27 protein-coding genes are annotated in these 26,074 nt (G+C 37.6%); 17 read left to right on the top strand and 10 right to left on the bottom strand.

Annotated features, from left to right (window positions below; genetic code table 11):
- Positions 1-44 precede the first annotated feature (44 nt).
- On the bottom strand, positions 45-710 hold the full coding sequence (locus tag ACFX40_RS05510) for a TerC family protein (protein WP_028407478.1): 666 nt from the start codon (positions 708-710) through the stop codon (positions 45-47).
- A 360-nt stretch (positions 711-1,070) separates the two neighbouring features.
- Here ACFX40_RS05510 and mecA point away from each other — a divergent pair, with 360 nt between their 5' ends.
- The 4 genes from mecA to pepF all read left to right on the top strand — a co-directional run bounded on the left by mecA (position 1,071) and on the right by pepF (position 6,767).
- Positions 1,071-1,751, top strand: coding sequence for an adaptor protein MecA (gene mecA, locus ACFX40_RS05505; protein ID WP_013055427.1), 681 nt, complete (start codon positions 1,071-1,073; stop codon positions 1,749-1,751).
- A 216-nt stretch (positions 1,752-1,967) separates the two neighbouring features.
- A complete protein-coding gene (cls, locus tag ACFX40_RS05500) occupies positions 1,968-3,485 on the top strand; it encodes a cardiolipin synthase (RefSeq protein ID WP_377254395.1) in 1,518 nt (505 codons plus the stop codon).
- Positions 3,486-3,604: 119 nt separating this feature from the next.
- Positions 3,605-4,786 carry a competence protein CoiA gene (locus ACFX40_RS05495; RefSeq protein ID WP_377254392.1) on the top strand — a complete coding sequence of 394 codons (1,182 nt, stop codon included), beginning with the start codon at positions 3,605-3,607 and terminating at the stop codon, positions 4,784-4,786.
- Between the two features lie 163 nt (positions 4,787-4,949).
- Positions 4,950-6,767 (top strand): oligoendopeptidase F, encoded by a 1,818-nt coding sequence (gene pepF, locus ACFX40_RS05490; RefSeq protein ID WP_028407481.1) that lies wholly within the window; start codon positions 4,950-4,952, stop codon positions 6,765-6,767.
- Between the two features lie 505 nt (positions 6,768-7,272).
- Here pepF and ACFX40_RS05485 read toward each other — a convergent pair.
- The 4 genes from ACFX40_RS05485 to ACFX40_RS05470 all read right to left on the bottom strand — a co-directional run bounded on the left by ACFX40_RS05485 (position 7,273) and on the right by ACFX40_RS05470 (position 10,132).
- Positions 7,273-8,124, bottom strand: a complete 852-nt coding sequence (locus tag ACFX40_RS05485) for a ClpXP adapter SpxH family protein (protein WP_013055432.1) — start codon at positions 8,122-8,124, stop codon at positions 7,273-7,275.
- Positions 8,125-8,150: 26 nt separating this feature from the next.
- Entirely contained in the window at positions 8,151-8,561 is a 411-nt protein-coding gene (locus ACFX40_RS05480) for a globin domain-containing protein (protein ID WP_377254389.1), read from the bottom strand.
- 286 nt (positions 8,562-8,847) lie between these two features.
- Complete coding sequence (locus ACFX40_RS05475) at positions 8,848-9,537, bottom strand: lytic transglycosylase domain-containing protein (protein WP_377254386.1); 690 nt, start codon at positions 9,535-9,537, stop codon at positions 8,848-8,850.
- Between the two features lie 4 nt (positions 9,538-9,541).
- On the bottom strand, positions 9,542-10,132 hold the full coding sequence (locus ACFX40_RS05470; RefSeq protein WP_377254383.1) for a CYTH domain-containing protein: 591 nt from the start codon (positions 10,130-10,132) through the stop codon (positions 9,542-9,544).
- A gap of 216 nt (positions 10,133-10,348) precedes the next feature.
- Here ACFX40_RS05470 and ACFX40_RS05465 point away from each other — a divergent pair, with 216 nt between their 5' ends.
- The 4 genes from ACFX40_RS05465 to ACFX40_RS05450 all read left to right on the top strand — a co-directional run bounded on the left by ACFX40_RS05465 (position 10,349) and on the right by ACFX40_RS05450 (position 13,180).
- Positions 10,349-10,735, top strand: a complete 387-nt coding sequence (locus tag ACFX40_RS05465) for a UPF0738 family protein (protein WP_028407485.1) — start codon at positions 10,349-10,351, stop codon at positions 10,733-10,735.
- 27 nt (positions 10,736-10,762) lie between these two features.
- Positions 10,763-11,398, top strand: a complete 636-nt coding sequence (gene yjbM / locus ACFX40_RS05460; protein WP_028407486.1) for a GTP diphosphokinase — start codon at positions 10,763-10,765, stop codon at positions 11,396-11,398.
- A gap of 61 nt (positions 11,399-11,459) precedes the next feature.
- Positions 11,460-12,257 (top strand): NAD kinase, encoded by a 798-nt coding sequence (locus tag ACFX40_RS05455; protein ID WP_025749877.1) that lies wholly within the window; start codon positions 11,460-11,462, stop codon positions 12,255-12,257.
- Between the two features lie 14 nt (positions 12,258-12,271).
- The gene (locus ACFX40_RS05450; protein ID WP_013081773.1) at positions 12,272-13,180 is read left to right on the top strand and encodes an RluA family pseudouridine synthase; all 909 of its coding nucleotides are present in this window, start codon (positions 12,272-12,274) and stop codon (positions 13,178-13,180) included.
- Between the two features lie 18 nt (positions 13,181-13,198).
- Here the strand turns inward: ACFX40_RS05450 and prpE are convergent, their stop codons facing one another.
- On the bottom strand, positions 13,199-13,939 hold the full coding sequence (gene prpE / locus ACFX40_RS05445) for a bis(5'-nucleosyl)-tetraphosphatase PrpE (protein WP_025749875.1): 741 nt from the start codon (positions 13,937-13,939) through the stop codon (positions 13,199-13,201).
- Positions 13,940-14,116: 177 nt separating this feature from the next.
- Between prpE and mgtE the strand changes: the two genes are divergently transcribed.
- The 4 genes from mgtE to ACFX40_RS05425 all read left to right on the top strand — a co-directional run bounded on the left by mgtE (position 14,117) and on the right by ACFX40_RS05425 (position 18,959).
- Positions 14,117-15,493, top strand: coding sequence for a magnesium transporter (gene mgtE / locus ACFX40_RS05440; protein WP_014461563.1), 1,377 nt, complete (start codon positions 14,117-14,119; stop codon positions 15,491-15,493).
- Between the two features lie 158 nt (positions 15,494-15,651).
- Positions 15,652-17,511: a monovalent cation:proton antiporter family protein gene (locus ACFX40_RS05435; protein ID WP_028407487.1), complete on the top strand. Its 1,860-nt coding sequence runs from the start codon at positions 15,652-15,654 to the stop codon at positions 17,509-17,511.
- A 522-nt stretch (positions 17,512-18,033) separates the two neighbouring features.
- On the top strand, positions 18,034-18,546 hold the full coding sequence (locus tag ACFX40_RS05430) for a CotO family spore coat protein (RefSeq protein ID WP_377254380.1): 513 nt from the start codon (positions 18,034-18,036) through the stop codon (positions 18,544-18,546).
- Positions 18,547-18,623: 77 nt separating this feature from the next.
- A complete protein-coding gene (locus ACFX40_RS05425; RefSeq protein WP_377254377.1) occupies positions 18,624-18,959 on the top strand; it encodes a DUF1360 domain-containing protein in 336 nt (111 codons plus the stop codon).
- A gap of 47 nt (positions 18,960-19,006) precedes the next feature.
- Here ACFX40_RS05425 and ACFX40_RS05420 read toward each other — a convergent pair whose 3' ends face one another.
- Positions 19,007-19,840: an OmpH family outer membrane protein gene (locus ACFX40_RS05420; RefSeq protein ID WP_377254374.1), complete on the bottom strand. Its 834-nt coding sequence runs from the start codon at positions 19,838-19,840 to the stop codon at positions 19,007-19,009.
- A 140-nt stretch (positions 19,841-19,980) separates the two neighbouring features.
- Entirely contained in the window at positions 19,981-20,718 is a 738-nt protein-coding gene (locus ACFX40_RS05415) for a BMQ_0737 family morphogenetic spore coat protein (RefSeq protein WP_377254371.1), read from the bottom strand.
- 261 nt (positions 20,719-20,979) lie between these two features.
- Between ACFX40_RS05415 and ACFX40_RS05410 the strand changes: the two genes are divergently transcribed.
- The 5 genes from ACFX40_RS05410 (at position 20,980) to spoVIF (ending at position 22,453) form a co-directional block, all read left to right on the top strand.
- Positions 20,980-21,366: a hypothetical protein gene (locus ACFX40_RS05410; RefSeq protein ID WP_060746414.1), complete on the top strand. Its 387-nt coding sequence runs from the start codon at positions 20,980-20,982 to the stop codon at positions 21,364-21,366.
- 68 nt (positions 21,367-21,434) lie between these two features.
- Positions 21,435-21,611 carry a hypothetical protein gene (locus ACFX40_RS05405; protein ID WP_164797097.1) on the top strand — a complete coding sequence of 59 codons (177 nt, stop codon included), beginning with the start codon at positions 21,435-21,437 and terminating at the stop codon, positions 21,609-21,611.
- Positions 21,612-21,672: 61 nt separating this feature from the next.
- Positions 21,673-21,852 (top strand): hypothetical protein, encoded by a 180-nt coding sequence (locus tag ACFX40_RS05400; RefSeq protein ID WP_377254368.1) that lies wholly within the window; start codon positions 21,673-21,675, stop codon positions 21,850-21,852.
- A gap of 87 nt (positions 21,853-21,939) precedes the next feature.
- Positions 21,940-22,062: a YjcZ family sporulation protein gene (locus tag ACFX40_RS05395; RefSeq protein WP_013055448.1), complete on the top strand. Its 123-nt coding sequence runs from the start codon at positions 21,940-21,942 to the stop codon at positions 22,060-22,062.
- 133 nt (positions 22,063-22,195) lie between these two features.
- Positions 22,196-22,453 (top strand): sporulation-specific transcription regulator SpoVIF, encoded by a 258-nt coding sequence (spoVIF, locus tag ACFX40_RS05390; RefSeq protein WP_013055449.1) that lies wholly within the window; start codon positions 22,196-22,198, stop codon positions 22,451-22,453.
- A gap of 46 nt (positions 22,454-22,499) precedes the next feature.
- Here the strand turns inward: spoVIF and ACFX40_RS05385 are convergent, their stop codons facing one another.
- Together ACFX40_RS05385 and ACFX40_RS05380 are read right to left on the bottom strand one after the other, a co-directional pair.
- On the bottom strand, positions 22,500-23,288 hold the full coding sequence (locus ACFX40_RS05385; RefSeq protein WP_028407492.1) for a M48 family metallopeptidase: 789 nt from the start codon (positions 23,286-23,288) through the stop codon (positions 22,500-22,502).
- A 431-nt stretch (positions 23,289-23,719) separates the two neighbouring features.
- On the bottom strand, positions 23,720-26,038 hold the full coding sequence (locus ACFX40_RS05380) for an ATP-dependent helicase (RefSeq protein ID WP_098248678.1): 2,319 nt from the start codon (positions 26,036-26,038) through the stop codon (positions 23,720-23,722).
- Positions 26,039-26,074: the final 36 nt, after the last annotated feature.

The raw sequence follows: 26,074 nt of genomic DNA, 5'->3' as shown, positions 1-26,074 counted from the left end.
AAAGGCCATACTAAATAAAAATGTTTAGTATGGCCTTTTCTTTATCATTTAGTTGAACGAAAGCTATTAACAACCATGCCGCTTATCAGCACGACAGCAATTGTTATAAACGGAATAAATGTTCCTAGAGATGTATGGTCTGCAAAGAATGAATGTAAGTTCTTTTCATGCCCAATCATATTTCCAGCAGTATAAGCTAAAATAGCTGCCCCACCATAAACGAGCAGGGGAAATCGCTCCATCAAATACAAAATGAGCTTGCTTCCCCAAACAATAATGGGGACGGATACGAGTAATCCGGTAACAACCAACATAATATTTCCATGAGCTGCGCCTGCTACAGCTATTACATTATCTAGTCCCATTACAATATCAGCAAATACAATCGTTCTTACAGCGGCGCCTAATGTCACACCTGCACGGATTGAAGATGCATCATCACCTTCTGATACAAGAAGCTTAAAGGCAATAATCACTAATAAAAAACCGCCGATGAGCTGCAAGTAAGGAATAGTTAGTAAATAAACAGCTAAAATAGTAAGTACAATGCGAACGATCACAGCTAAGCCAGTCCCTAAAAAAATAGCTTTATTTCGCTGATATTCAGGTAAGTTGCGGCTTGCTAAGGCAATAACAATAGCGTTGTCTCCACCTAATACAATATCGATACCGATAATAAGAAGAATGGAGGTTATTAATTCTAAATCCAATAGTCTTCCCTCCCAATATGTAAGGATAAGTAGCTCATATTGCTTTATCTGTGTTCATTTTTAACAAAAAGCGTTCATAGGGTAAAGAGATTATGTATATAACAAAGTAAGGTGTAAGGTGGCTATGAGTTGTCAGAGTATTTTTTATTTCCTTTCTTTCGCGTTTTGTCATAAAATAGATATACAAGGTTCACTCAAATAGTGTATGCTTGTATATCCCAAGTTAGAATGCTTTACAAAGTGAGAAAGTACATGTAATATTGCTTTAACACGGGGGTAAAATAGTCCCTTCATCGTTTAGGGGTAATGTTCGAAATGGCCGGATTACCTTCACTGATTTTTCCGAAGGGAGAGATGATAATGGAAATCGAACGCATTAATGAAAACACAGTAAAATTCTTTGTCACTTACGTAGATATTGAAGAACGTGGATTTGATCGCAATGAAATTTGGTTTAGCCGAGAGCGCAGTGAAGAGCTATTCTGGGAGATGATGGACGAAATTCATCAAGAAGAAGAGTTTGTAGCAGAAGGTCCTCTTTGGATTCAAGTACATGCGCTTGAGAAGGGGCTAGAGGTTATTGTAACAAGAGCACAAGTTTCAAAAGACGGTCAAAAGTTCGAAGTACCTGTTGGTGAAAATGATAAAATCGATATCCCTGTAGATGGAAAAATTGAAGCGTTGCTTGATCATCAAGCGAATCAAAATAAAAAAGCTGATTTTGAAGAAGAAATTATAGAAGACGAAGGGCTACAGTTCGTCGCACGCTTTCAAGACTTAGAACATTTAATTTCCTTAAGTCACCATTTAGAGTTAGATGATATCATCAACAGCATGTACGTGTTTGAAGGGAAATATTATTTATACGTTGAGTTTACAGATGATGAAGATTTTGTAGCTGAAATTGATAACATTTTAAGTATCATTTTAGAATATGCAAATGAATCAAATGTAACAGTTCATCGTTTAATGGAATATGGAAAAGAATTAATCAGTGAAAATGCACTTGAACAAGTAAAACAGTATTTTCCTTTACGATAATAGCAGCCGATTTCATGTATATGAAATCGGTCTTTGTTTTGTCTTGATTTTGGGAAAAGCTCTCTGCTTGTATGAAACGAACATAAGTGGAGAAAGAAGGAAACTCGTTTCTGAACGAGAAAAGTGTAGGGTTAAAATCCCTAGTTTGAGGATAATAACGGTACATGGATCCGGTGTTAATGACGAAAGATTGGTTTTAGGATAGGTGAAAACAAGTTGAAAAATAGATTACAGCTTTTAATTTTTGTTATTGGTATTATTGCTTTGCTTTATTTTACAAAAGGGTATTGGGACGGTAAATTTATTGGCGTGCTAAGTATCTTAATTACGATTAGTGTTGTTTTCATCGGTCTTGTTATTTCATTAGAAAACCGTCATCCAACTCAAACGCTAACGTGGCTCGTAGTATTAGGCGGTTTCCCGGTAATAGGGTTCTTTTTTTATTTGTTATTTGGACGCAATACGCGAAAACGGCGTTTATTTGCTAAAAAAGCAAAGCTGGATGAACAGGTGCTTTTAAAGATGGAAAGAGATTCCGATATATTAGAAAATCACTTTGAACAGTTGGGCACCAGTAGAAAGCAAATGCTGAAGCTAGCCGTCAGGCTTGGCAAGAGTCCAATTTCTTTTTCATCAGATACACGCGCATTGACGAATGGAAAAGAGACGTTTCACGAAATTATGGAATCATTAAAGCATGCAAGGCATCATATCCACTTAGAGTATTACATCGTACGACATGATCACTTAGGAGAACAAATTAAAGATATTTTAATTCAGAAAGTACAAGAAGGAGTTTATGTACGTTTCTTGTATGATGCCGTGGGCAGTTTTCAGCTTTCACCGCATTATATTCACGAGTTAAGAAGCGCTGGCGTAGAAATGATTCCATTTTTGCCGGTGAGACTTCCATTTCTCAATAATAAAATCAACTTCCGTAATCATCGTAAAATTGTAGTCATTGATGGAACAATTGGATTTGTAGGAGGTTTGAACATTGGTGATGAATATCTCGGGAAAAGTCGGCATTTTGGCTTTTGGAGAGATACCCATTTGATGGTGAGGGGTGAGGCAGTCCGTTCATTGCAGCTTATTTTCTTGCAAGATTGGTATTATATGACAGGTCAGACGATGCTTACTCAAACGTATCTATCGCCGGATTTAATTGACATTGATATGGAAAAGTGCGGCGGTGTTCAAATGATTGCCGGCGGACCAGACCGTGAGTGGGAAATTATTAAACACTTATTTTTTTCGATGATTACGTCTGCGAAAGAGTCCATTTGGATTGCTTCTCCTTACTTCATACCTGATGAAGATATTTTTACTTCTCTCAAAGTAGCTGCTCTAAGCGGTATAGATGTAAGGCTTCTTGTACCTCAGAGGCCCGATAAAAAAATTGTTTTTCATGCATCACGCTCTTATTTTCCTGAGCTGCTAGAAGCAGGTGTGAAAATTTACGAGTATAAAAAAGGATTTATGCACAGCAAAATTGTGATTGTTGATAGAGAAATTGCCTCTATTGGAACAGCTAACATGGATATGAGAAGCTTTCATTTGAATTTTGAAGTAAATGCTTTTTTATATCGCACAGCTAGTACCCAAAAACTCGTATATGAATATATGCAAGATTTAGAAGAAACGAGTGAGCTTCACTTTAAAGACTTTGAAAAGCGGCCATTTATACAGCGGCTATTTGAATCAACGGCTCGTTTGCTTTCACCGCTATTATAATCGCTGTAAACCACATTGCGTATGTTGCAATGTGGTTTTTTTCTGAAAGAAAAGGGTTTAGTAGAAAGGTGTCGAATACAAGGATATAGCTCGCTGCTATAGGAAGGAGAAATGTACGATTGTTAGTTGCCCAAACAGAAGAAGGTCTCATTTCACTAGCTCAGCGCTTTTCGCTTGAACAGCTTAAGCTGTGGAAAAAAGAAAAGCAGTTCTACTGTCCCTCTTGTCAATCCCCTGTACAGTTAAAGGTAGGTACAAAAAAAATCCCTCATTTTGCTCACCTGAAAAAAACGTGCGTCGCTCAGCATGAAGGTGAAACAGATTATCATCTCGATGGAAAACGAAAGCTGTTTCACTGGTTTAGTTCTCATGTTGAAGTCGAGTTAGAAAGTTATCTTCCTGACATTATGCAGCGTCCAGATCTTCTTGTAAATACGCCCTCGCAAAAATATGCAATCGAATTTCAATGTGCTTCCTTATCTTCCTCAGTGCTAACCAAACGTTCTATTCATTATGAGAAAGGAAATTATATGCCCCTTTGGATTATGGGAGCAAAAAGAATGAAGCGCTTATCCACTTACATGTATCAACTTTCTTTTCAAGAGTGGCAGTTTCTTACTCTTTCCGATTATACGCCCACACTTCTTTATTTTTCACCTTCTACTAATCAACTGTTGAAACTTGAACATCTTATTCCTTTTTCATCTCAGATTTGTTATGCACAGCTTGTCGTGCTTTCTCCTCACGAGCATACCTTTCATGATCTTTTTTCTACACATACACAACCTCAATTTTTCTCTTCATGGATAAAGAAAAAGAAGGCATGGAGAACGCATTATATCCTCTATCCTAATCAGAAGCTTCAGCCTTTTTTACACGCTCTTTATGAAAAAAATATTCCTCCCTCCCATATTCCAGCAGAAGCAGGCATGCCGCTGCCTTCTTTATACATGGTTGAAACGTCTGCTACTATATGGCAAACGTGGCTGCTTCTTGATTTAATGCAGCAGAAGCAAGTAGGGGATTTAGTTACAGAACAAGAGTTATGCCGGCTATGGCTCTACAGAATTCATAAGAGGTATATTATATTTCGGTCTTTAACCATGGCTCCTGTTGCTATGGAACAGCCCCTGTTTGAGTATATAGAGGTATTATGCCGGCTAGGAATGCTAAAGTATATAACTTCTGGAGTATACAAAATCAGAAGGACCTACACGATTCCAAAGCAAACATCTGATGCTTTTTTAGAAGATGGACAAATGATGAAAAGGTGGTTAAATCAAGCAAAAGAAGTGACATAATCACTGAAAATCAGTACGCTTAAGAAAGAATCCTTTTTTCAAAAGCGTACTGACTTTTGATTAATTCTTTTAAAACAACATACAATAACGAGAGAAATAAAAAGGATTCGCCTTAGAAAAAGCGAACAGTTATAGACAGGTAGAAAAAGATGGAGGGATGACCATGAGTGAACAATCAAAAGTAAAAAAGTTACCAAGTAGAAGCGAGATAAAAGTAGAAGATACGTGGAAACTAGAGGATATTTTTGCTTCAGATGACGCATGGGAAAAAGAATTTGAAGAAGTAAAAGCTCTTATTCCGCAAATGGAAAAATTCAAAGGAAAACTTGGAGAGTCCGCTCAAACTTTATATGACGCTCTTCAAGAGCAAGACGAGCTCACAATGCGCGTTAGTAAACTTTATACATATGCTCATATGCGCTACGATCAAGATACCACTAACTCTTTTTATCAAGGGTTAAATGATCGCATCAAAACACTTTATACCCAAATTGCAAGTGCACTATCGTATGTAACACCAGAAATTTTGTCTATTGAAGAATCAAAAATTAAACAATACATGGCGGAACATAAAGAGCTAAAGTTATATGCTCATGCATTAGATGAAATTACTCGCGAGCGTCCGCATATTTTATCAGAAAGCGAAGAAGCGCTTCTTGCTCAGGCTTCTGAAGTGCTAGGATCTTCAAGCAACACGTTTGGAATGCTAAACAACGCAGATTTAGAATTTCCTTCCATTAAAGACGAAAATGGAGAAGAAGTAGAAATTACGCACGGACGCTATATTCGTTTTCTAGAAAGCAGCGATCGCCGCGTACGAGAAGAAGCGTTTAAAGCAGTGTACGAAACGTACGGTAAATTTAAAAATACGTTTGCAAGTACATTAAGCGGCACGGTGAAGAAAGATAATTTTAGCGCCCGCGTTCGTCACTATAATTCAGCTCGTCACTCAGCTCTTAGCACAAATAACATTCCAGAAGAAGTATACGATAACTTAGTTAAAACAGTGAACGATAATTTGCATTTATTGCATCGATATATTGATTTACGTAAGAAAGTATTGGGAATTGAAGAGCTTCATATGTATGATCTCTATACGCCTTTAGTAAAAGACGTAAAAATGGAAGTAACCTATGAAGAAGCAAAAGACTATATTTTAAAAGGTCTGAAACCACTAGGTGAAGACTACCTTAATGTGTTAAAAGAAGGATTTGAAAATCGTTGGGTAGACGTCCATGAGAACAAAGGCAAGCGAAGCGGTGCGTATTCTTCAGGAACGTACGGCACCAATCCTTATATCTTAATGAACTGGCAGGATAATGTAAATAACTTGTTTACACTAGCTCATGAATTTGGCCATTCTGTACACAGTTATTACACAAGAAAGACGCAGCCATATCCTTACGGAGATTATTCAATCTTCGTGGCAGAAGTAGCTTCAACGTGTAATGAAGCGCTTCTAAATGATTATTTACTAAAAACAATTGATGATGAAAAGCAGCGCTTGTACTTACTTAACCATTATTTAGAAGGGTTCCGCGGTACGGTATTCCGTCAAACGATGTTTGCTGAATTTGAGCACGATGTGCATGTACGTGCTCAAAACGGAGAGCCGCTTACACCTGAATTGTTAACAAAATTGTATTATGACTTAAATAAAAAGTATTTTGGAGACAACTTAGTAATTGACGAAGAGATTGGATTAGAATGGGCTCGTATCCCTCATTTTTATTACAATTACTACGTTTATCAATATGCTACAGGATTCAGTGCAGCAGCAGCATTAAGCAAGCAAATCCTTGAAGAAGGAGATGCAGCTGTTGAGCGCTATGTAGGTTTCTTAAAGTCAGGAAGCTCTGATTATCCAATTGAAGTGTTGAAAAAGGCAGGAGTGGACATGACAACATCTCAGCCAATTGAAGAAGCGCTAGCCGTATTTGAAGAGAAATTAACGGAAATGGAACGTTTATTAAATCAATAAAATTAAAATGAAGCAGGAGCTGTATCCTGCTTCATTTTTTAAATCCTCGAAACTTGTTGTGATTGTTAAGCAATGTAAAAATAATAAGAATAGCTAAAAATAAGAGAGGGCCTGCGATAAGGAGAGGAACAAGCTGCATAAGAGATAAAATATAGAATAAAAAAGAAAACAAAAGAATAACAACCCCTAGAGTAATTCCAGCAATTTTCATAGTTAACACCTCTATTAAAAGCATAATTGGTTGTACTATATGAGTGAATCTGGCTGTTTATGAAGTTTTTTTATAAAAAAGTGAATAAAATTGAAAAAAGGGGTTGCCAAAAGTCGACATAATTTGCTATAGTATTAATCGTGAAGTTTATCACAAAACAAACATATACCCCTTTGTTTGACCGTGAAAAATTTCTCCCATCCCCTTGTTGTCTTAAGACAAACGAAAAGACTTGGCGAAAGCCAAGTCTTTTTTGTTTAGTTGATGCTTAGGATAAGCATCAACATGTAATGATTAACAGCTCTTTTCAGTACTTCTCCAAAAGGTTCCGTATTTAACAGGAACTCTCTCAACAACTTGCTGAAGCTGAAGTTTTTTCAATTCTTTTTCAGCCTCTTCTAATGATAAACCATACACAACTGCAACTTCTTTTGAAGCAACAAATTGAAAGTAGCTTAAAAATGAACGAAGAGGCGGAAGACAAGCTGGATCTGGGTCAATTTCTAACATCTCTTTGATGATGTGTACATATGTTTCGTACGAATAGTATCCTGATATCTTAATGCCTTCTTCTTCAACTTTTTCGTTGAAGAACACAAGAGTTGGAATCTCATCGACATCCATTTCCGACGTGATTTTTAAATCACATTGAAAGGCTTTCGCAGCGTAATCTGAATGCAAATCTTTTACAAATTCATTAACATCTAGCCCCACATGTTTTGCACATTGTATTAAGACAGATTCTTCTGTAACATTTTGTTTTTCTAAAAATACTACTTCTTGAAGTCTTCTCAAAAAGCGAATGCCCTGTTTCTTTCCTTGCAGACCGGCTGCTTTAATCGCAATTGATGCAGCGTAAGGAGTATCGATTGGGTTTTCAAGCCACAGATTGCCGTCACATGACATACCGGAACGGCTTCCAGTTTTCTCCCACGATTTTGCAATATGTTCAAATTTCTGCTGTGCTCCAATATTTAATTGCTGTAAGTTTCCTCCAAGCACATGCTTGAGGGATAACAGCTGACCATATTCTATTTGTAACTTCTTTAGAATAGGCTCGAGTGCCCAGCATTCCGGGCAAAGAGGGTCAACAAATACATAGATTTCAAGCGGTTTTTTATTTGAACCTTGACAAAGCTGATGCAAGGATGGGTATTGGCTATTTAGATTACTCAATGTGAAAATCCTTTCTCATCTGTCTGTTCCGGTAAATTAATCATGTGTTGGGCAGTTAAAATAAGACGATGATAAAGTTCATCTCTCTCAGGGCCTTCTAAATTAATTTCGTCCATTGCTTCATGCATACACGTCAGCCAAGCTTTGGCTCTTGACGGTGTAATTTCAAAAGGAAGATGCCTAGCTCTCAGCATAGGGTGACCGTGCTCTTCAGTGTATAACGAAGGCCCTCCTAAATATTGTGTCAGAAATTGCTTTTGCTTTCGTGCTGTTTCTGTTAAATCATCAGGAAAAATTGGCGCGAGCTCAGGATGTTGTCCAACGCGTGTATAAAAAGCATCAACAAGTTTTGAAATCGTATGTTCACCGCCTAATAATTCGTAAGGGGAGTGGATTTTTTCTCTCATGTTGATAACTCCTTTGTTATAAGAAATATACGTCTTAACTCTTTGGTGTTTTTTACTTTCCTTAATTTTAGCAGTGTCATTTGGTTAACTCAAACTATCCGCTTACTTCTTCTACTGGAAAAGAGATAAAGTGGAATTTTACATAAGAAAAGTCTATGATGCTGTGGCGAATCACTAATTATGAGAAACAAAGGAATACTTTCACAAACGTTTCCTTCTATTTATATAGTGTAACCTCGGCAAACTATAGCCATTCCATGTTCAAGTGGCGAATGATTTGGCTCTTTTACACAAGATAAGAAGACATAATTTTATTTACATATTTTTGCGTTTCTTGAAAAGGAGGTACTCCGCCGTATTTATCGACATTACCTGGTCCAGCATTATAGGCCGCCAATGCTAATTTCACGTTTCCATTGTATTTATCTAACATTTGTCGAAGATATTTGGCTCCTCCAAATACATTTTGCTTGGAGTCGTACGGATCTTCTACACCAAGAGCTTTAGCGGTTGCTGGCATTAGCTGCATAAGCCCAGCCGCTCCTACAGAACTTTTGGCAGATGGATTAAAGTTTGATTCTTGTTTAATAACAGAACGAATAAGTTTAGGATCCAGCTGGTAGCGTGCAGCTGCTTCTGTAATGATCGTTTGTACATCCTGAGAACTGGCCTTTGCCGCTTCGTTTTTTTGTGCAGGTAAGGCAGCATTTGAAGCCGCTGCCTTACTTGAAGAAAAAACAGATGGCTCGGACTGCATTTGAACTGGCGTAGATGGAAACAACTGCGCTGCTTTCAAGTAAAGATTGGTACTCATTTGAGGCTCTTGATTGACGTAGTCTTGAAAAAGCTGAGCAAATACAGAGAGTAAAGTTGTACCAAGCATCACGTTAGCTGTTGGCAGCTGGTTGTTAACTGAAAATGGCTGCGTCCCAGGAAATTGAACGGAAGACATGTAATTGTTAATATTCATGCTCATAAACTTATTCTCCATCCATTAACGTATACTTTCGCTTGTAAAACCGTCGAATTTTGTTTTCCGTTGGTTTCTTTTTAATATCAAGCTCCGTAAGCAATTGCTCAAAATGTTTTGCTCCTTCATTGGCATCGGTTACTTCGTATTCAAGTTCATAATCCTCAGCACCTAGATAAAAGCTATGATCGAGTACAAGTAACCCATTTTTATATGGAATTTCTGCTCGACTTGTACGCAAAGTGCCAAAATAAGTTAGCGCATGGCTATCAACTTGTAAATCAGTAATAAGCTGTTGAATTGTTGACGGAATCTTGGCACTGCCATCTAGCAATTCTTTAGCTTGTTCATTTGTTAATGCTTCATGTGTTTCTAAAAGACCCTCTTGATGAGGCTGTTTGAGCGTGAGAACGAACTTACCTTTTTTGCTTCGAATTCGTAGGGCAGCCCCGCAGTCTTTTAATGAGAAAGCAGGTGTATCAAAATAGTGGTTTTCTTGAGAAACAAACTGATTTTCAGTTAATTGAAAGTGTGAGCGGAGACGATCAAACTCTTCTTTCGTTACTATATTTTTAAATTCAATTTCAATTTCTTGTTTCAATGAAATCATCCTTTTAATTTAGGTCTTTTAGTAAGGCACTTTACATCTTAATTTATCACACTTTTTGAGACAGTAAAACTACATTTCCTAACAGGAATATCCAGATGGGGAACTTGGAAAATGAAGAAATACGGATTGTTTAGGTTTTACCTTTATTAAACGTTCCTGGAATGTGTTAAAATAGTAACGAATTGTATAGTTGGAAGGAGTTTATTTATGCACAATCGAATTGACATCACTACCTGTGTGATGAAATCAAATGAATTACATTTAAAAGCAGACCCTATTGAGACGAAAATTGAACAATTGGAAGATACAAAACAAATGCTTGTTGACTCAGATAACATGTCATTTGTATATGTTGTAGATATTAATGATCAATTTATGTATGTTGGCCTTAGTGACAATATTTGGGCGAATTTAAAGCACGTCTTACATAAAGATATGAAAGTATTTTTAGAAATTAACAAGGAAGTAATTGAGCTATCAGCCGTTAAAGAAGAGCTATCTTATCTCATCAGTAACATCGAAGGAAATGTGAATTATGGAGACGAGATGGTAGCAAGAGTAGAGGAAGTTTTTTTAGATAAAGAAAATAAGTAATAGAGAGAAAAGAGGGGGGTGTTATTAATGATCAGGCATTGGGATTTATTTTTAGCACCGTATAAACAAGCCGTTGAAGAACTTAAGGTGAAGTTGAAAGGAATTCGTTCACAGTATGATATGAAGTCTACGCATTCACCTATTGAGTTCGTGACGGGACGAGTAAAGCCTGTCGCCAGTATTTTGGATAAAGCGACTCGAAAAGGAATTTCTCTCGATCGCTTAGAGGAAGAGATGCAGGACATTGCGGGACTCCGTATGATGTGTCAATTTACGGACGATATTAAAGCGGTCGTAGAGCTCCTGCGTCAGCGAACAGACTTTGAATTGATTGAAGAAAGAGATTATATTCTTCATAAAAAAGAAAGCGGCTATCGTTCATATCATGTGGTCGTATGTTATCCTGTTCAAACAATTAAAGGTGAAAAGAAAATTTTAGTGGAAATTCAAATTCGTACACTGGCTATGAATTTTTGGGCTACAATTGAGCATTCTTTAAATTATAAGTACAGCGGGAAATTTCCTGAGAATATCAAAAAGCGACTTCAGCGTGCTTCTGAAGCGGCTACTCAGCTCGATGAAGAAATGTCTCAAATACGAGGTGAGATTCAAGAAGCTCAGGCTATTTTCTCACGAAAAAAAGAATCGGCGGAAGAATCTTAGTTATGACTCAGCAACAGCTTTGTACATTGGATGGATAGGGGGAGAGAATTAGGTGGAGAAAATAAAATTTGCTATTACATCAAAAGGCAACCAAATATCAAATACGCTTATGCAAAAAATGAAAACGTATTTATTAGATTTTCATTTAGAATATGATGAAAACCAGCCTGATATTGTAGTGTCAGTAGGAGGGGATGGAACGCTTCTCTATGCGTTTCACCGCTATCGAAACCGACTTGACAAGACGGCTTTTATTGGGGTTCATACCGGCCATTTAGGTTTTTACGCAGATTGGACACCTGATGAGATTGAGAAGCTGGTGATTGCTATTGCAAAGACACCCTATCAGACTGTAGAGTATCCACTGCTCGAAGTGATTATTCGCTACACAAACGGTGGACGCGAAGCTCGATACTTAGCTCTGAATGAATGTACGGTAAAAAGTGTAGAAGGTTCTTTAGTAATGGATGTGGAAATTAAAGGGCAGCGATTTGAGACATTCCGAGGAGACGGCCTTTGCGTATCCACTCCCTCGGGAAGTACAGCTTACAACAAATCCCTGGGAGGCGCGATTTTACATCCTTCCCTTCAAGCTATTCAAATTGCTGAAATGGCTTCTATTAACAATCGAGTGTTCCGTACGATAGGTTCTCCATTGGTTCTTCCTGGACATCATACAGCGCTGTTAAAGCCTGTCAACGACGCAGACTTCCAAATTACCATTGATCATTTAACTCTTTTACATAAAGATGTAAAGTCGATTCAATTTCGGGTAGCAAGCGAAAAAATTCGATTTGCTCGCTTTCGTGCGTTTCCTTTCTGGCAGCGTGTCAGAGACTCTTTTGTATGTGATGATTAAAGGCAGGGAAGAGAATGAAACAAGTTTTTACGTTGAGTTGGACCGTAGATCATTCTTTCGAGGGTGTAGCGGTTCGTGAATTTTTAAAAGAACATGATATTTCCAAAGCTTCTCTGACGGACATTAAGTTCAGAGGAGGAGCAATTGAAGTAAATGGAAAGCATGCAACGGTTCGATATATTCTGCAAAAAGGTGACGAAATCAAGGTGGCGTTTCCACCAGAAAAAGCAAGTGAAAGTCTTCTTCCTAAAGCTATACCTTTGGATATTGTATACGAAGATGAGTATATATTAGTTTTGAATAAGCAGCCAAACATGCCAAGTATACCTTCTCGAGAACATCTAACGTGGTCACTAAGTAATGCTGTGCTCTATTATTATGAGAAAAATAACATTAACTCGACTGTTCATCTTGTAAATAGGTTGGACCGAGACACATCTGGGCTGCTTATTGTTGCTAAACATAGGCATGTTCATTACTTATTCTCTAAAGCACAAAAAGAACATGAAATTAAACGCGTGTACCGAGCTTTTGTTCATGGTAAGCTTGTTGGCAAAGAAACGATAGAGGCACCGATTGGCCGAAAAGAGTCAAGTATCATCGAACGGGAAGTAAGAGAAGATGGGCAATTTGCTATTACACACTATACGGCGCTTCGTCAGTATTCTTCTTTTACAGAAGTTGCTCTTTCGCTTGAGACGGGGAGAACTCACCAAATTCGTGTTCATATGGCTTATAAAGGATATCCACTGCTTGGAGATACTTTATATGGCGGAACGAATCATCTTATTTCTCGTCAAGCTCTTCACAGCTATGAACTCACTTTTTTTCATCCTTTTTTACAAAAAACTTTGTCTTTTACAGCACCTTTGCCGCCAGATATGCAGAAACTTCAAATCGTAAAAGAAAGTCGCTTTTTTTAATGAAAAGCGACTTTCTTTTTACACGAAGTGATTAAATTTTTCCTCTACATAAGGCATAGATGAAGGCACTGATATAATATTCCTCTCAGGATACTGAAACGCCGTTAAAGCCCCTCCAAAAACTGCGCCTGTATCAATATTAATGGTGTTATGAATTTTTCTAGCTTTTACTACGGGTGTATGCCCATACACGATAAACGGTTTTCCGTTATAATGTTGGGCCCAATCCCGTCGGACAGGCATGCCGTTTAGATGCTTTTCACCCGTAATGTCTCCGTATAGCACAAAGGTTTTTACTTTTTTATCCGTTCTGCCGATGTATTCAGCTTTAAGACCGGCGTGAGCAATAATTAATTGGTTTTGATCAAGCTGCACATATAGAGGTGATTGTTCATAAAGCTCAATGAACTTTTTCTTAATGAATTTCTGTTCTCTTGAAGGTAAAGCTTCGTACTCAGCAACGGTCGTTTCTAACCCATGAGTAATTTGCACTTTGTTACCGCAAAAGAAGCGATATAGCTTATTGCAGTGATTGCCTGGACAGTAGTAAGCTTGCTGATGCTTTATTACGAGGGACCATACGAGCTCAATCACTTTTAGTGAATGAGGTCCTCGGTCTGTTAAATCACCTACGAATCCAAGGCGCCGTCCGTCAGAATGGACAGGAATCCCGTCTTGCCACTCATACCCAAGTTTTTCTGTTAACGCTTTTAATTCATCATAGCACCCATGGATATCCCCTATTATATCTACTTTCATCTTTTATCCACATCCTTAAAAGGTTTTTCCTTTGACGATATAAAATTACCCTTATATGGAGCAAACTATGTGTAGAACTTATATATTATTGGGAAAAGAGTAAAGAGCTGTGAGTTGAAAAAAAACAAAATTCATCATAAAGTTAAATGAGTTTTGTACGACAGGGAGGTTGAAGACATGACAGATTCAATTGAAAAAGAAGAAAAGGCATGGTTCGCCGAACATTTATTATCACTTTTAGAAAAAAATGAAATCGATGCATTTCGTGAAGAATTTTTACATATGCATACGTATGACCAAGCTCAATTTTTTGAAGAATTAGATGAGCCTTCTAGATTTGCGCTGTACGAGATGTTATCTCCGGAAGAAATGGCGGATATCTTTGAAAATGTAGAGATACGAGAAGAAGATTATCAAGAAATTCTCTCAGAGATGCATCCCAATTTTGCAGCAGACATGCTGTCAGAAATGTCGGCGGATGATGCCGTTGACGTATTAAATGAATTGGATAAAGAACAAGTGGCGAGCTATTTAACGATTATGGATGAAGAAGCAGCCGATGAAATTAAAGAGTTGCTTCATTACGAGGAATATACCGCTGGAAGTATTATGACGACTGAATTTGTGGCCATTCGTGAAAATCAAACCGTACATTCAGCCATGCACATTCTACGCAGGGAAGCTCCGGAAGCGGAAACGATTTATTATGTATTTGTTATTGATGAACAAAAGCATCTAGCAGGTGTTATTTCTCTTCGTGATTTAATTATAGCAGATGAAGATACGATGATAAGCGAAGTGATGAATGAACGAGTCGTATCCGTGTCAGTAGCAGAAGACCAAGAAGAAGTTGCCCGTATTATGCGCGACTACAACTTTCTTGCGCTTCCAGTTGTTGATTTTCAGCAGCATCTTCTCGGGATTATTACGGTTGATGATGTGATGGATGTTCTGGATGAAGAGGCATCGGATGACTATTCTAAATTAGCCGGTATTAGCGATGTAGATGATACGATCGACCACAATCCTTTAGTAGCGGCCAAAAAGAGGCTGCCTTGGCTTATCATTTTGCTGTTTTTAGGAATGATGACAGCGAGTTTAATTGGACGTTTTGAAGATACGTTGAATCAAGTAGCTATTTTAGCTGTATTTATCCCTTTGATTGGCGGTATGGCTGGTAATACAGGAACACAGGCACTAGCCGTTGCGGTTCGTGGACTGGCGACGGGAGAAATCGAAGAAGAAAGCAAATTTAAGCTGTTAATCCGAGAAGCAGCTACGGGAATGATTACGGGCGCATCATGTGGACTTTTAGTTGTATTAATTGTTTATATTTGGCAAGGTGATCTTATTTTAGGCGCTTTGGTAGGCGTCTCTGTATTTTCAACATTGATTGTGGCTACACTAGCAGGAGCGTTTATCCCGCTTCTCATGCACAGGTTCAAAATTGACCCTGCAGTCGCATCAGGACCATTTATTACAACGATCAATGATCTTATCAGTATTTTAATTTACTTCGGTCTAGCGACAACATTTATGAGTTATTTAAAATAATGAAGAGACTTTAGAATTCGACATGAGTAATCATGTCGGATTTTCATTATCAGTTCATATAGTTGACAGAGAACCTTCAAGCTTTTATGATTAACCTTTAATTTTGAATACTAACGTCTTCGTTTTATAAATAACGAAGGTAAAAGGAGGGGAATCTAATGGAACAGCACGCGTCCTTTACATCACTTGTTATCGTCATTAGTTTGGCCTTTTTAACGCCTATACTGTTGCATCGGTTTAAACTCAACATTATACCTGTAGTCGTAGCTGAAATTATTATGGGATTAATTATAGGGAAAAGTGGTTTTGACCTTGTGGAGCAGGATATGTGGCTTGAAACACTTTCCACTCTAGGCTTTATCTTTTTGATGTTTTTAAGTGGTTTAGAAATTGATTTTTCTGCTTTTGCTGGAGGAAATTCAAAAGACAAAAAGGCATCAGGAGCTAAGGTGCCAAATGCTTTTTCCATTTCTATACTAGTGTTTGCAGCTATCTTTGCGGTTTCACTATTTTTGTCCTATGTTTTTGTATGGACCGGTTTTATCGATAATGCCTTTTTGATGACGCTTATTATTTCTACCATTTCACTAGGAGTAGTAGTGCCGACCTTAAAAGATGCACAGATTATGAAAAAGCCGATTGGACAGACCATTTTATTGATTGCGGTTATTGCGGACTTAGTCACGATGATTTTACTAGCCGTATTTGCTTCCGTCTATGATAAATCAGGAAATAGCAATACATGGTTGATTTTAATTTTATTTGGAGTAGGAGTGATTTTATACTTCATAGGGAAGCAGTTTAAAAACCGATCGTTTCTTGAGACAATGTCTAAAGGTACAATTCAAATCGACACGCGTGCGGTATTTGCACTCATTATTATTCTAGTGGGCCTTTCGGAGTCAATTGGTGTTGAAAACATTTTAGGCGCTTTTTTAGCGGGATCACTCGTTTCTCTTCTTGCGCCTAACAAAAATTTAGTTCATAAATTAGATTCGTTTGGCTACGGATTTTTAATTCCTATCTTTTTTGTGATGGTAGGAGTGAAGCTTGATGTTTGGTCATTGTTCAGTGATAAAAAAGTGCTGATTTTAATGCCTTTATTATTCATTGCATTGTTGATATCCAAGCTAGTCCCAGCGTTAATCTTAAGAAAATGGTATGATATGAAAACCGTTTTGGCATCGGGTTTTCTTTTAACATCGACTTTATCACTCGTTATTGCAGCAGCAACGGTTGGTGAAAATATTGGTGTTATTGATTCACAAATGTCCGGTGCGCTGATTTTGGTGGCGATTATTACATGTATTATTACACCTATTATCTTTAGAAAGCTGTTTCCAAAGCCAGAAATCAGTGACAGAAAGCTGAAGATTAATATGCTCGGTGCAAATCAATTTACACTCCCGGTTATTCGAGAAATGGATCTTGATTTATATGATGTTACCATTTATCATCCTACGCAGGACAAAATTGAAAACCGTACGTCGGATTCCATTTTTAATATCGTCGACATCGATGGATATAGTAAGGAAACTTTAATGCGTATGGGGATTTTAGATGCGGATGTATTAGTTGTAACAACCGGGGAAGAAGAGAGAAATAGCGACATTGCTCTATTTGCAAAACAATATGGTACAGAACGGGTTATTGCCCGTGTAGAAAGTCCTGTATTAGATGAAAAGATGAAAGAAAATAACATTGAAGTTTTTTCTGTGCTGTTATCTACGACTGCATTGCTAAAAGCTTTAATCGAATCGCCAAATATTTTAAATATCTTAACGAATCAAGAAACAGCACTTTATCAAATTAATATGCGTAACCCTAAATACGAGGGGGTAGAGCTTCGCAAGTTCCCATTTACAGGAGATGTGATCTTTGTTCGAATCTTTAGAGGCAAAGATTCCATTGTACCTCATGGCGATACAGAGCTTGAATTTGATGATCGTTTGATTGTAACGGGGTCTCGTTCGTATGTGAATGAATTGCGTATGCTTCTTGAGTATAAAATTAGATAAAGGTATCTAGGTAGGTTTAGTTTTCTATATTATTGAATGAGAGAAAGAGGCTGGGACAAAATTATTTTAGCTGAAGTGAAAAACGAACCATTGATCAAAATTTTTGATTAGTGGTTCGTTTTTTTTGTTGTTTTGAAAATAAGTTTCATCTGTTTAGCTCTTTCTAGCAGTTGATTCGAGGACAAGACGAAGACTCCTGCGGGAAAAGCGGAACAGATGAGACCCGGCAGGAGCGCAAGTGACGAGGAGGCTCATCGGCCGCCCGCGGAAAGCGAAGTCTTGCACGGAAATCAACTGCGGTGTGACAAGCGGTTCAGCTCATGTGGCCCATTTGTGCGTCTTTAGATTGAATTAATTTTGTTATGTCTCAACCTCTTTTATTGTGTTTTCTCAAATGCTGGAAATAAAAGTACAGCCCTGCTTTTGGTGTTAAAAAGGCTACCGTAAAAAAATAAACAAGTTTTTCCGTGTTCAAGCATACATTTTTAAAAGAACGATAACAAGCAATTGGAGGTATGCTTCATGACTAACTCAAAATCTAAGTCAGAAGAAAACGAGCCGCTAATGTACATTGTCCAGCCAAACGCTACGCAAAATCAGCGTTCTATGCAATATTATTTTAGTTCAAAACAGCAAGACAATAAAGGAATAGAGAAAGAGCACGTGTTAAAAGAAGAGCCCAGCTTTTCTTCCATTCAAGAAGTCAAAGAGCCTGACGTAGAAAAAGTGGAAGAGATTAAGCAAGAAAAAGAGGAAGAGCGTTCAATTGTTCCCGTAGATATACCGCAATCAGAGACTAAAAAGCCAAATAAAATGTTTCAGTTTATGACGATTAAAGAAAAAGTTGAATTTCTATGCAGTTTCCCGCCTCATATGTCTCAGCCAATTTGTGAAATTACGTGTCAAAACCAAAAATATATAGGAACAATTTTAGAATTAAAAGAAGGAAGTTTATACGTGAGCGTTCCCCCTAATAAAGAGAAAACAGTATTGACATTTCATGATATTCAGACCATATCTATCATTAAAATTTAAGCAACTCTAAAAGCTAACAGTGAAGAAGCACGTTAGCTTTTATTTTCATAAGTTTGTGAATGCACGGAGGAATGAAGATGACATGGATTTATCTAACATTATTTGTCTTTGCGACGTTTCGACTTACTCGTCTAATTGTTTTTGATAAAATTACAGCGTTTATTCGTAAACCGTTTCATAAAATCGTAGAAAATCAAGATGAACAAGGAAATACGGTAACTTATTTAGAGATAAAAGGGAAGGGACTGCAAAAGTGGATTGGAGAGCTGCTCAGCTGTTATTGGTGTACGGGCATATGGTGTGCGGTAGGGATTTATTTTAGTTATGTAGCGGTCCCGCATATTGCTATACCTGTCATTACAATCTTAGCTATTGCAGGATGTGCAGGAATTATAGAATCGTTTATGAAATAAATGGACGAGTTAAAAGACATATTGAACATCAATATGTCTTTTAATAATTAAGGGAAATTTAGCACTACTTTATTAAAAAAAGGAATGCCTTCTTGCCACTCTTCGCTGTAAAAAAAGCCTTCTAGAATAAATGAAGTCGTATCAGAGGACAGCGGAATGACTACTTGAAAAGAGTCAAATAGTAATTTGTCTTTTGGCTTTAATACGGCTTGCTTAATAGGTTTAATCCAATATTCACCGTCATTCTGAATTTTTTCGTTCCATTTTGGATGAGCATAGCGCCATTCTAAAGAAGAAGAGGGGATACTGGAAACCTCAATGTCTTTTTCATCAATGATCTTCCCGCTTAATATAGCCGAAGCAGTGGGTTTCATTTTTAAGCAAAGCACCGGAGAGCGTAAAGTACTGCTCGTTTGATTTTGAATAATTACGTTGCCGAATATCGTCAGCTCGCTTTCATCTTGTTCTGGCAGCAGTATAGAATGTTGAAAGAAACAGAGGATATCACTCTTTTCGAACCTTTCCACAGGTTTTTCCACAATTTTTTCGATTACTTTTTCCACAATTTTTTCTTCAATAACGGGCTGTTTTCTCGAGGCTTTTTCCCGAAATGCTTCTGCAATAATTTTTTGTTCAGAAAGCTCGTTTCGTAGTAAATCCAGCTCTTTTTCTAATCCTTCAATTTCTACTTCTTTTTCAGATGTAGAAAGCGTCTCAGCGTGTTTTTTCTTCCAAAACAATGTATTTTCTTTTTCTCGTTCTAAAGCTCGTTCATAGCTTTTTAATTGGTTTTGCACGTGCCGAATTTCCGATTTATAGTGAATGAGCTTTTGTTTTAATTGAGTTAAATCATCTTTAGGGGAAGGGGAGTTACGACTCATCTAGTAGTCTCCTTTCCTGCTGAGCTATGAATTAAGTTTGTAAACCTGAGCTGCCCACAGCAGTTTTATTTATATGTATGCGCAAAGCTTGTAAACGATGAAAAAAGAGGAGAAATATTCTCCTCTGGCTTTTTATCTCGTTAATCAAAGTCGTGAAGGTCGAAGTCTGACTCTACGTCGTCTCCATCAAAATCATCGTGATGTGGCTTTCCAGGGAAAATAGCATCACATTGAGGTGGATATTCAATAGGTGAGCAGCTGCTTGCGGAAATGATTTCAGGGCGAGGATAGCAGAAGCTTCCCTCTACTTCAACTTTTACATCTTTTTCAATTTGGACACTTAGGCACAATACAAGATCAAAGCTTAGTTGCTGTAAGTGACAATCTGATAATCTGAGAGAACCATCAGTTCCTTCAAAAGATTCCAGGTGTACAACAGGCTCTGTTCCTTCCGGAGCGCATAAATAGAATGTCTGATGTATTTTCCAAGGAATAACGCTAGATTCAACCTCATCGTGTTTGTGATGTCCACTCAATTCAATTAACTTAACTCGGTAAAAGCCGCTAATTGATAATTTTACCTCATGAAGAACAACAACTTCTCCATCTGGTAACACAATTTTTTTAGGTCTGCGACCACCGTGTGGCACAAGCTCAATCACGTTATCAAGTGCGTCTTCATCTGAAGGATCTACAGGGTGACCTTCACTATCTGTTAAAACAATTTCTACTTCTACGTCATGGCCCAAATCTTTAAGTGCTTCTTCTTTAAATAATGAAGTGTCATTCGTAAAGATTTGTGGTAAAACAACTTGACGTCTAACCCAGTCGTACACTTTAGGCACGCGGATACATAATGATTCAAAAAGTTCTGCCATTTTTAAACCTCCTAATTTTAATTGTCCTTCCTTTACGCTTTTCGTTACTAGGTATCGGACTACTATAGTGTATGAATGACCTGCTTTTATGTTCCTTAGTAAAAGCGGAATTTATCGGAATAAATTCTAGTTGGAGCGAGCATAAAAAATGAAGGAAATAATAAACTCAATTACAGCATATTCATGTTAATAAAAAGTGTTATTCATCTTTAACTGATTTTTTAGAAGCTGTGGGTTATTTATAATGGAGGAGTGAAGGGCATGAGCGAGGAAAAAACGAAAAAATATATTGCTTCATTGAAGTCGGAGTTGGCTTTTTATAAAGAAGAATATCAAAAATTCAAGCACCAAGAATTTGAATATGAAGATATTAAGGAAGAGCTAGCGGAATTACAGCAAAAGCATGAAGAAGAAAAAAAGAAGCTAGAGGAAAAAATAGATTGGCTGAAAGCATGCGTTAATGAACAAAAATCAAAAACCGAACAGTCCATTGTACAGTACAATCATCAAGCTCAAGGGACCATTCAAGAACTGCAAAATCGGCTGCGTGAAGTGACAGAACAAAAGGGAGGAGAAAGGCCAAGAGTAAGGAAACCAAAAAACAGCACGGACTTATTTTTGTCCCTGCAGCGCAAAATGGACAAATAAGATAGAACGTCTTTCTTTAGTCCTGAATATAATGTTATAGATAGGATGCTGTGAAAAGGAGGGAAAACATGATGTATTATCATTATAATTATAATCCTAATCAATACCCTCAGCCCCTGCCTTATCATCCACAACCAATGACAAAACAATCGGTAAAGAAAGGGCAGTCTATTCCTAAGCCAGTCCAGTACCCTTCTCCAAAACAAGGTGGTTGCGGCTGTGGTTCAAAGTTACCAAAGCGATAAGCAATAGAAGCATTGTCACTCGGACAGTGCTTTTTTACATAGAGTGGAGAGAGGTGTAAAGATGCCGGATTTTTTCGATGAATTTGAACGTTTTTTTGAACAGCATATGATGGGAGAACATCGAAAGAGAATGAACGAAGTAGAAAAAGCAGAAAAGCAGATGGAACAGCAGGAGAGGAAACTGCAGCAAAATGTAAAAAGACTTAATGAGCAAGATGCGGAAGATCCGTTTGGACAATGAAATTTAATGTACACAGTTGAAAAGCCCATACGAAATCATTTGAGTGAACATACAGTATAGAGAGTAAAACAGAGGGGGTGTAATATTATGGGCTGCGGATTTGGCTACGGTGGTTGTGGTTACGGTGGTGGCTACGGCGGTGGTTTTGCGTTAATCGTTGTATTATTCATTCTATTAATTATTGTTGGTTGTGTTTGTTTTTACAATTAATCCCTTCTATGAATAAGGCACCGAAAAGTGCGGGTGAAGTTTCACTCGCACTTTATTTTTTTATTAAATGTAAAGGGCACCATCTAGGCACATGGTGCATACGATGAAGTATAAATAAAGGAGGTCATGCAAAATGGATAATAATATGTTTAAAAATATAGAAAAGAAAACAGGCGTTAATATGAAGGATATCTTTGAACTTGCGAATTCTGTACAAAATGCTAATTTTAAAGATGAGCAAACGGTGCGTAATATTGTGAAGCGAGTAGCACAAATTGCGAATAAGCCAATTTCAAAACAAAAAGAAGAACAAATTGTTAAGGCGATTGCAAACAATAATCAATCCATTGATTTTGCGACCATCGCTAAAATGCTAAATGAGAAAAAATAATTTAATGTTTTATATAAAGCCCTGACACGTCAGGGCTTTTTTCCATTTATGCAATTTCATTTGTTTGAAATGCGTTAGAATCAAGATCAAACAGTTCCGGATGCTGTGCTAAGTAATTAATTTCTTTAATACGATGGGCGATAGGGGGGTGAGTTGAAGTAGCTTGATTCAACCACATAAAAAAACCTTTTTCCTGTGAGTGCGTATGAACAAATTCCTCCTGATTTACTTTTTTATTTAGACAATGACCAACCGCAAGTATAGTGAGTGCTTGAGTGGCAGCTTTTGCATCACCAATCGCAACGGAAGCTATGCGATCACACGTATATTCACAGGCCCTAGAGTAAGCTTTTCCTAAAAAAGGAACCCAAAGAGCAGGTAGAATAAGTGAGTGGTAGAGTGTATGCTTACGTTTGATATGAACTAATTCGTGGGCAATAATAAAAGAAAGTTCTTTTTCTTGATTATCTTCAATCATTTCAACAATGTCGGAGTATAAAACGACAAAGTGACGTCCAAAAAAACGTGTAGCAAACGCGTTTAACAAGCCGCCTGATTGAACAATATAAATATCGGGCAGCTCTAAATCCAGCTCTAAAGATAACTGTTTTGCCTGATGATAAGTGTGCGGGAACTGCTTCTCTGTCAATCTAACCCCATTATTGCGAATTTGAGCAATGGAGAAACCGTGGAGTATAAATGTAATTAAAAAACCGATTACAAGGTAGATAATACCAATGAGTGAAATAATTAAAAAGAAATAAGTTAATAAGCTGATAACCATACACAAAATGAAAAAAATCTTTTCATTTTCATGAATAAGCTTTGTGTTCAATAATGGAGCCCCCTAATATATAGTAGTACAGTACATAACGTAGTGTAACGTATCCACGTATGAATATCTACCTCTTAGTGGAATATTTGGTTAATAATAGATGATGAGGATATTAGTTATGGACGCTAGCTTGAAGTAAGATAAAGAGGTTGAAACATAACTACAGGAATCCAATTTAAAGACGAACAATCTGGATACATGATCCGGCTTGCTCGACCGCTGTTGCTTTCTGCGGGGTCTCATCTGTCCCCGCAGGAGTCTTCGCCTTGCCCTTCAACCAACCGCTAGAAGCACCTGCGTTCACCATGATTATAAAAAAACGAACTATTTATCCGTTTTTGATAGATAGTTCGTTTTTCATTTTAATGAAACTACTTTTGTCCCAGCTTCTTCCTTTAACTCAAATATTTTTGTCCCAGCCTGTTTTTCTTTTACACTTTTTTTATAAACGACTTCAGGAATCTTGAAGGATAAGCGGTTTTACCCCTTCTAGTTTGCGGAACAGATAAATAAAGTGAATTCTGTGCACGCGTCATTGCTACATATAAAAGACGGCGTTCTTCTTGAAGCGGCACATCATCTCCGCCTCGATAAGCTTCGAGTGCATAATCATGAGGCAAACCGCCATCTACGCTGCTCAGTACGTATACATGCTTATATTCAAGACCCTTTGCTCGGTGAATTGTGGTTAGCTGAATACTTTCATTAAATTGCTTGCTTAAAGCTTTCATCTCTGTGTTCATGGCAATCATATGATCCACATGCTCTAAGAGTTCAGGTACGGTTTTGAATTTACGTGCTACAACTTTTAAATCCCGCACGTCATCCGAACCTTTTTCCATCATATTTCCTTCATTTCCGCGTTTTTTGACAAAATCATCGAATCCCATATCTTTAGAAATCGTCTCAAGTGCCAAAGAAGGAGACATTGATTTTAGCGACTTGAATAAAGGAATTACTTTCTTGAGTTTTTTTTGCTGAAACGGTTTTAAATCTTGAAGATATTCAAGTGCATCAATAAATGTACCATCATGAAGAATACTTGCTGCTTTTAAGTCATTGACTGCTGTTTTCTTTAAAAAGAGTGCGTTTACTAAATCTTGTAGCGAACTTGCGTCATTTGGATTCACGCTCAAGCGTAGAAATGAAAGTAAACTTCGAACCATGCGTCTTTTATAAAACGAATCCGCATCTTGTTCGATTGAAAATGGCAGGTTTGACTGTGATAAACGTTCAAAGATGGCGCGTGAAGAAGCGTGAGTTCGATACAAGACCGCAAATTCAGTTGGAGAAGCCCCTTGCTTAATCTTTTCTTTCATATCCGTTACAATCATTGTTGCTTCTTCTTCTTCGTCGTATGGAAAGAAGAATGTAGGTCGCAACTCATTATCAAACTGGGCAGCCATTTCTTTTTGTCGGCGCGCTGTATTTCGTGCAATGACTTTATTAGCAGAAGAAACGATGGCGTGAGCTGAACGATAATTTTGGTTTAACGTAATAACAGTTGTATTAGCAAAATCTTTTTCAAAGTTTAAAATGAATGAAGGATCGCTTCCGCGGAAAGCGTAAATTGATTGATCATCATCTCCTACGACACACAAGTTTTTAGAGTCTTCACTTAGCATTTTCATAATTTTATATTGAACTTTATTAATATCTTGAAATTCGTCAATTAAAAAATAGCGAAACCTTTTTTGGTAACGAGTGAGTAAATCGGGATTTTGTTTTAGCATTTCATAACATCCATACAGCATGTCATCAAAATCGAATAGCTGTTTTTGCTTTTTGACTTCTTCATAGCGACGATATAAAAAGTGCACATCTTGTTCCCATTTGTCCTTTGGGCGCACATCTTGCACGCCAACAAGCGTGTTTTTCCAATAGCCGATTTGCTGAAGTGCCTGATCAAACGGAAAATCTTTTTCATCCACGTGGAGCTCTCTTGCTGCTTCTTTCACGATCTGTTCTTTTTGCCAATCCCATTTTAGCAGGCGGTCCATTTGCCACGCTTGAGGATTATGATGAACAATCATACGTAAGAAAATGCTGTGAAAAGTTCCAACTAGCATTTGACGAAGATGTAAGCCGGACATCTTTGGATATGTAGCCAATCGTTCTTTCATTTCTTTAGCTGATTTAGCCGTGAAAGTCACCAGCATAATGGATTTCGGATCAATTTTTTTTTCTTGTATCATATATGCGGTGCGAGCTGTTAATACACGCGTTTTTCCGCTTCCCGCACCAGCTAGAATAAGGAGCGGCCCTTCTGAATGTGTAACAGCTTTCCACTGGTTCGAATCTAATTCAATACCGCTCTCTTTAAATTCATTTAAATAAGGAGAGTCAGAGTGTTTAGGAACAGCTGGTTTTAAGCGAAAAGCAGGAACACTTGAAAAAGGTGCGGAAGACCTCCATGTTGCTTTCTCTTTTACAGTTGAACTTTTCTCGCCAATAGCTCGTCCTTTAGGAATACGAAATCCATTGGTTTCTCTGTATTCAGGCGGATTTTCTTTTATTTGTTGCACCGCTGTTGTTTCTGATAGTGTGTCTAAACACTCTTCTCTTTCATGGGGAACTTGAGCATGATAAAAGTAAGGAGAATGCTCAATCCCCAGATATAATTTAACTGGTTCTCCGCAGTGAGCACACGTTATTTCTCCGCGGAGACTAGCTTCATATAAATATTGAAATCGGTCTCTAGCCGTTATAGCAAGATTAAGTATTTGGTTTTGATAAAGTGCACGTTGCAAAAAACATGGCCTCCTTTTTAAAACATGAATAATCAA

The organism is Priestia sp. YIM B13552, assembly GCF_042787775.1.
Lineage (GTDB): Bacteria > Bacillota > Bacilli > Bacillales > Bacillaceae_H > Priestia > Priestia megaterium_E.
This window is presented reverse-complemented; position numbering and strand designations above follow the sequence as displayed.

What these genes read in the sequence shown, in the direction of transcription:
- ACFX40_RS05425 (WP_377254377.1), top strand. Translation starts at nt 18,624, where the DNA reads ATGACATGGATTTATCTAACATTATTTGTCTTTGCGACGTTTCGACTT.
- yjbM (WP_028407486.1), top strand. Translation starts at nt 10,763, where the DNA reads ATGATCAGGCATTGGGATTTATTTTTAGCACCGTATAAACAAGCCGTT.
- ACFX40_RS05420 (WP_377254374.1), bottom strand. Translation starts at nt 19,840, where the DNA reads ATGAGTCGTAACTCCCCTTCCCCTAAAGATGATTTAACTCAATTAAAA.
- ACFX40_RS05415 (WP_377254371.1), bottom strand. Translation starts at nt 20,718, where the DNA reads ATGGCAGAACTTTTTGAATCATTATGTATCCGCGTGCCTAAAGTGTAC.
- ACFX40_RS05410 (WP_060746414.1), top strand. Translation starts at nt 20,980, where the DNA reads ATGAGCGAGGAAAAAACGAAAAAATATATTGCTTCATTGAAGTCGGAG.
- ACFX40_RS05465 (WP_028407485.1), top strand. Translation starts at nt 10,349, where the DNA reads ATGCACAATCGAATTGACATCACTACCTGTGTGATGAAATCAAATGAA.
- pepF (WP_028407481.1), top strand. Translation starts at nt 4,950, where the DNA reads ATGAGTGAACAATCAAAAGTAAAAAAGTTACCAAGTAGAAGCGAGATA.
- ACFX40_RS05400 (WP_377254368.1), top strand. Translation starts at nt 21,673, where the DNA reads ATGCCGGATTTTTTCGATGAATTTGAACGTTTTTTTGAACAGCATATG.
- mgtE (WP_014461563.1), top strand. Translation starts at nt 14,117, where the DNA reads ATGACAGATTCAATTGAAAAAGAAGAAAAGGCATGGTTCGCCGAACAT.
- mecA (WP_013055427.1), top strand. Translation starts at nt 1,071, where the DNA reads ATGGAAATCGAACGCATTAATGAAAACACAGTAAAATTCTTTGTCACT.
- ACFX40_RS05435 (WP_028407487.1), top strand. Translation starts at nt 15,652, where the DNA reads ATGGAACAGCACGCGTCCTTTACATCACTTGTTATCGTCATTAGTTTG.
- spoVIF (WP_013055449.1), top strand. Translation starts at nt 22,196, where the DNA reads ATGGATAATAATATGTTTAAAAATATAGAAAAGAAAACAGGCGTTAAT.
- ACFX40_RS05405 (WP_164797097.1), top strand. Translation starts at nt 21,435, where the DNA reads ATGATGTATTATCATTATAATTATAATCCTAATCAATACCCTCAGCCC.
- ACFX40_RS05475 (WP_377254386.1), bottom strand. Translation starts at nt 9,537, where the DNA reads ATGAGCATGAATATTAACAATTACATGTCTTCCGTTCAATTTCCTGGG.
- ACFX40_RS05430 (WP_377254380.1), top strand. Translation starts at nt 18,034, where the DNA reads ATGACTAACTCAAAATCTAAGTCAGAAGAAAACGAGCCGCTAATGTAC.
- ACFX40_RS05480 (WP_377254389.1), bottom strand. Translation starts at nt 8,561, where the DNA reads ATGAGAGAAAAAATCCACTCCCCTTACGAATTATTAGGCGGTGAACAT.
- prpE (WP_025749875.1), bottom strand. Translation starts at nt 13,939, where the DNA reads ATGAAAGTAGATATAATAGGGGATATCCATGGGTGCTATGATGAATTA.
- ACFX40_RS05395 (WP_013055448.1), top strand. Translation starts at nt 21,940, where the DNA reads ATGGGCTGCGGATTTGGCTACGGTGGTTGTGGTTACGGTGGTGGCTAC.
- ACFX40_RS05450 (WP_013081773.1), top strand. Translation starts at nt 12,272, where the DNA reads ATGAAACAAGTTTTTACGTTGAGTTGGACCGTAGATCATTCTTTCGAG.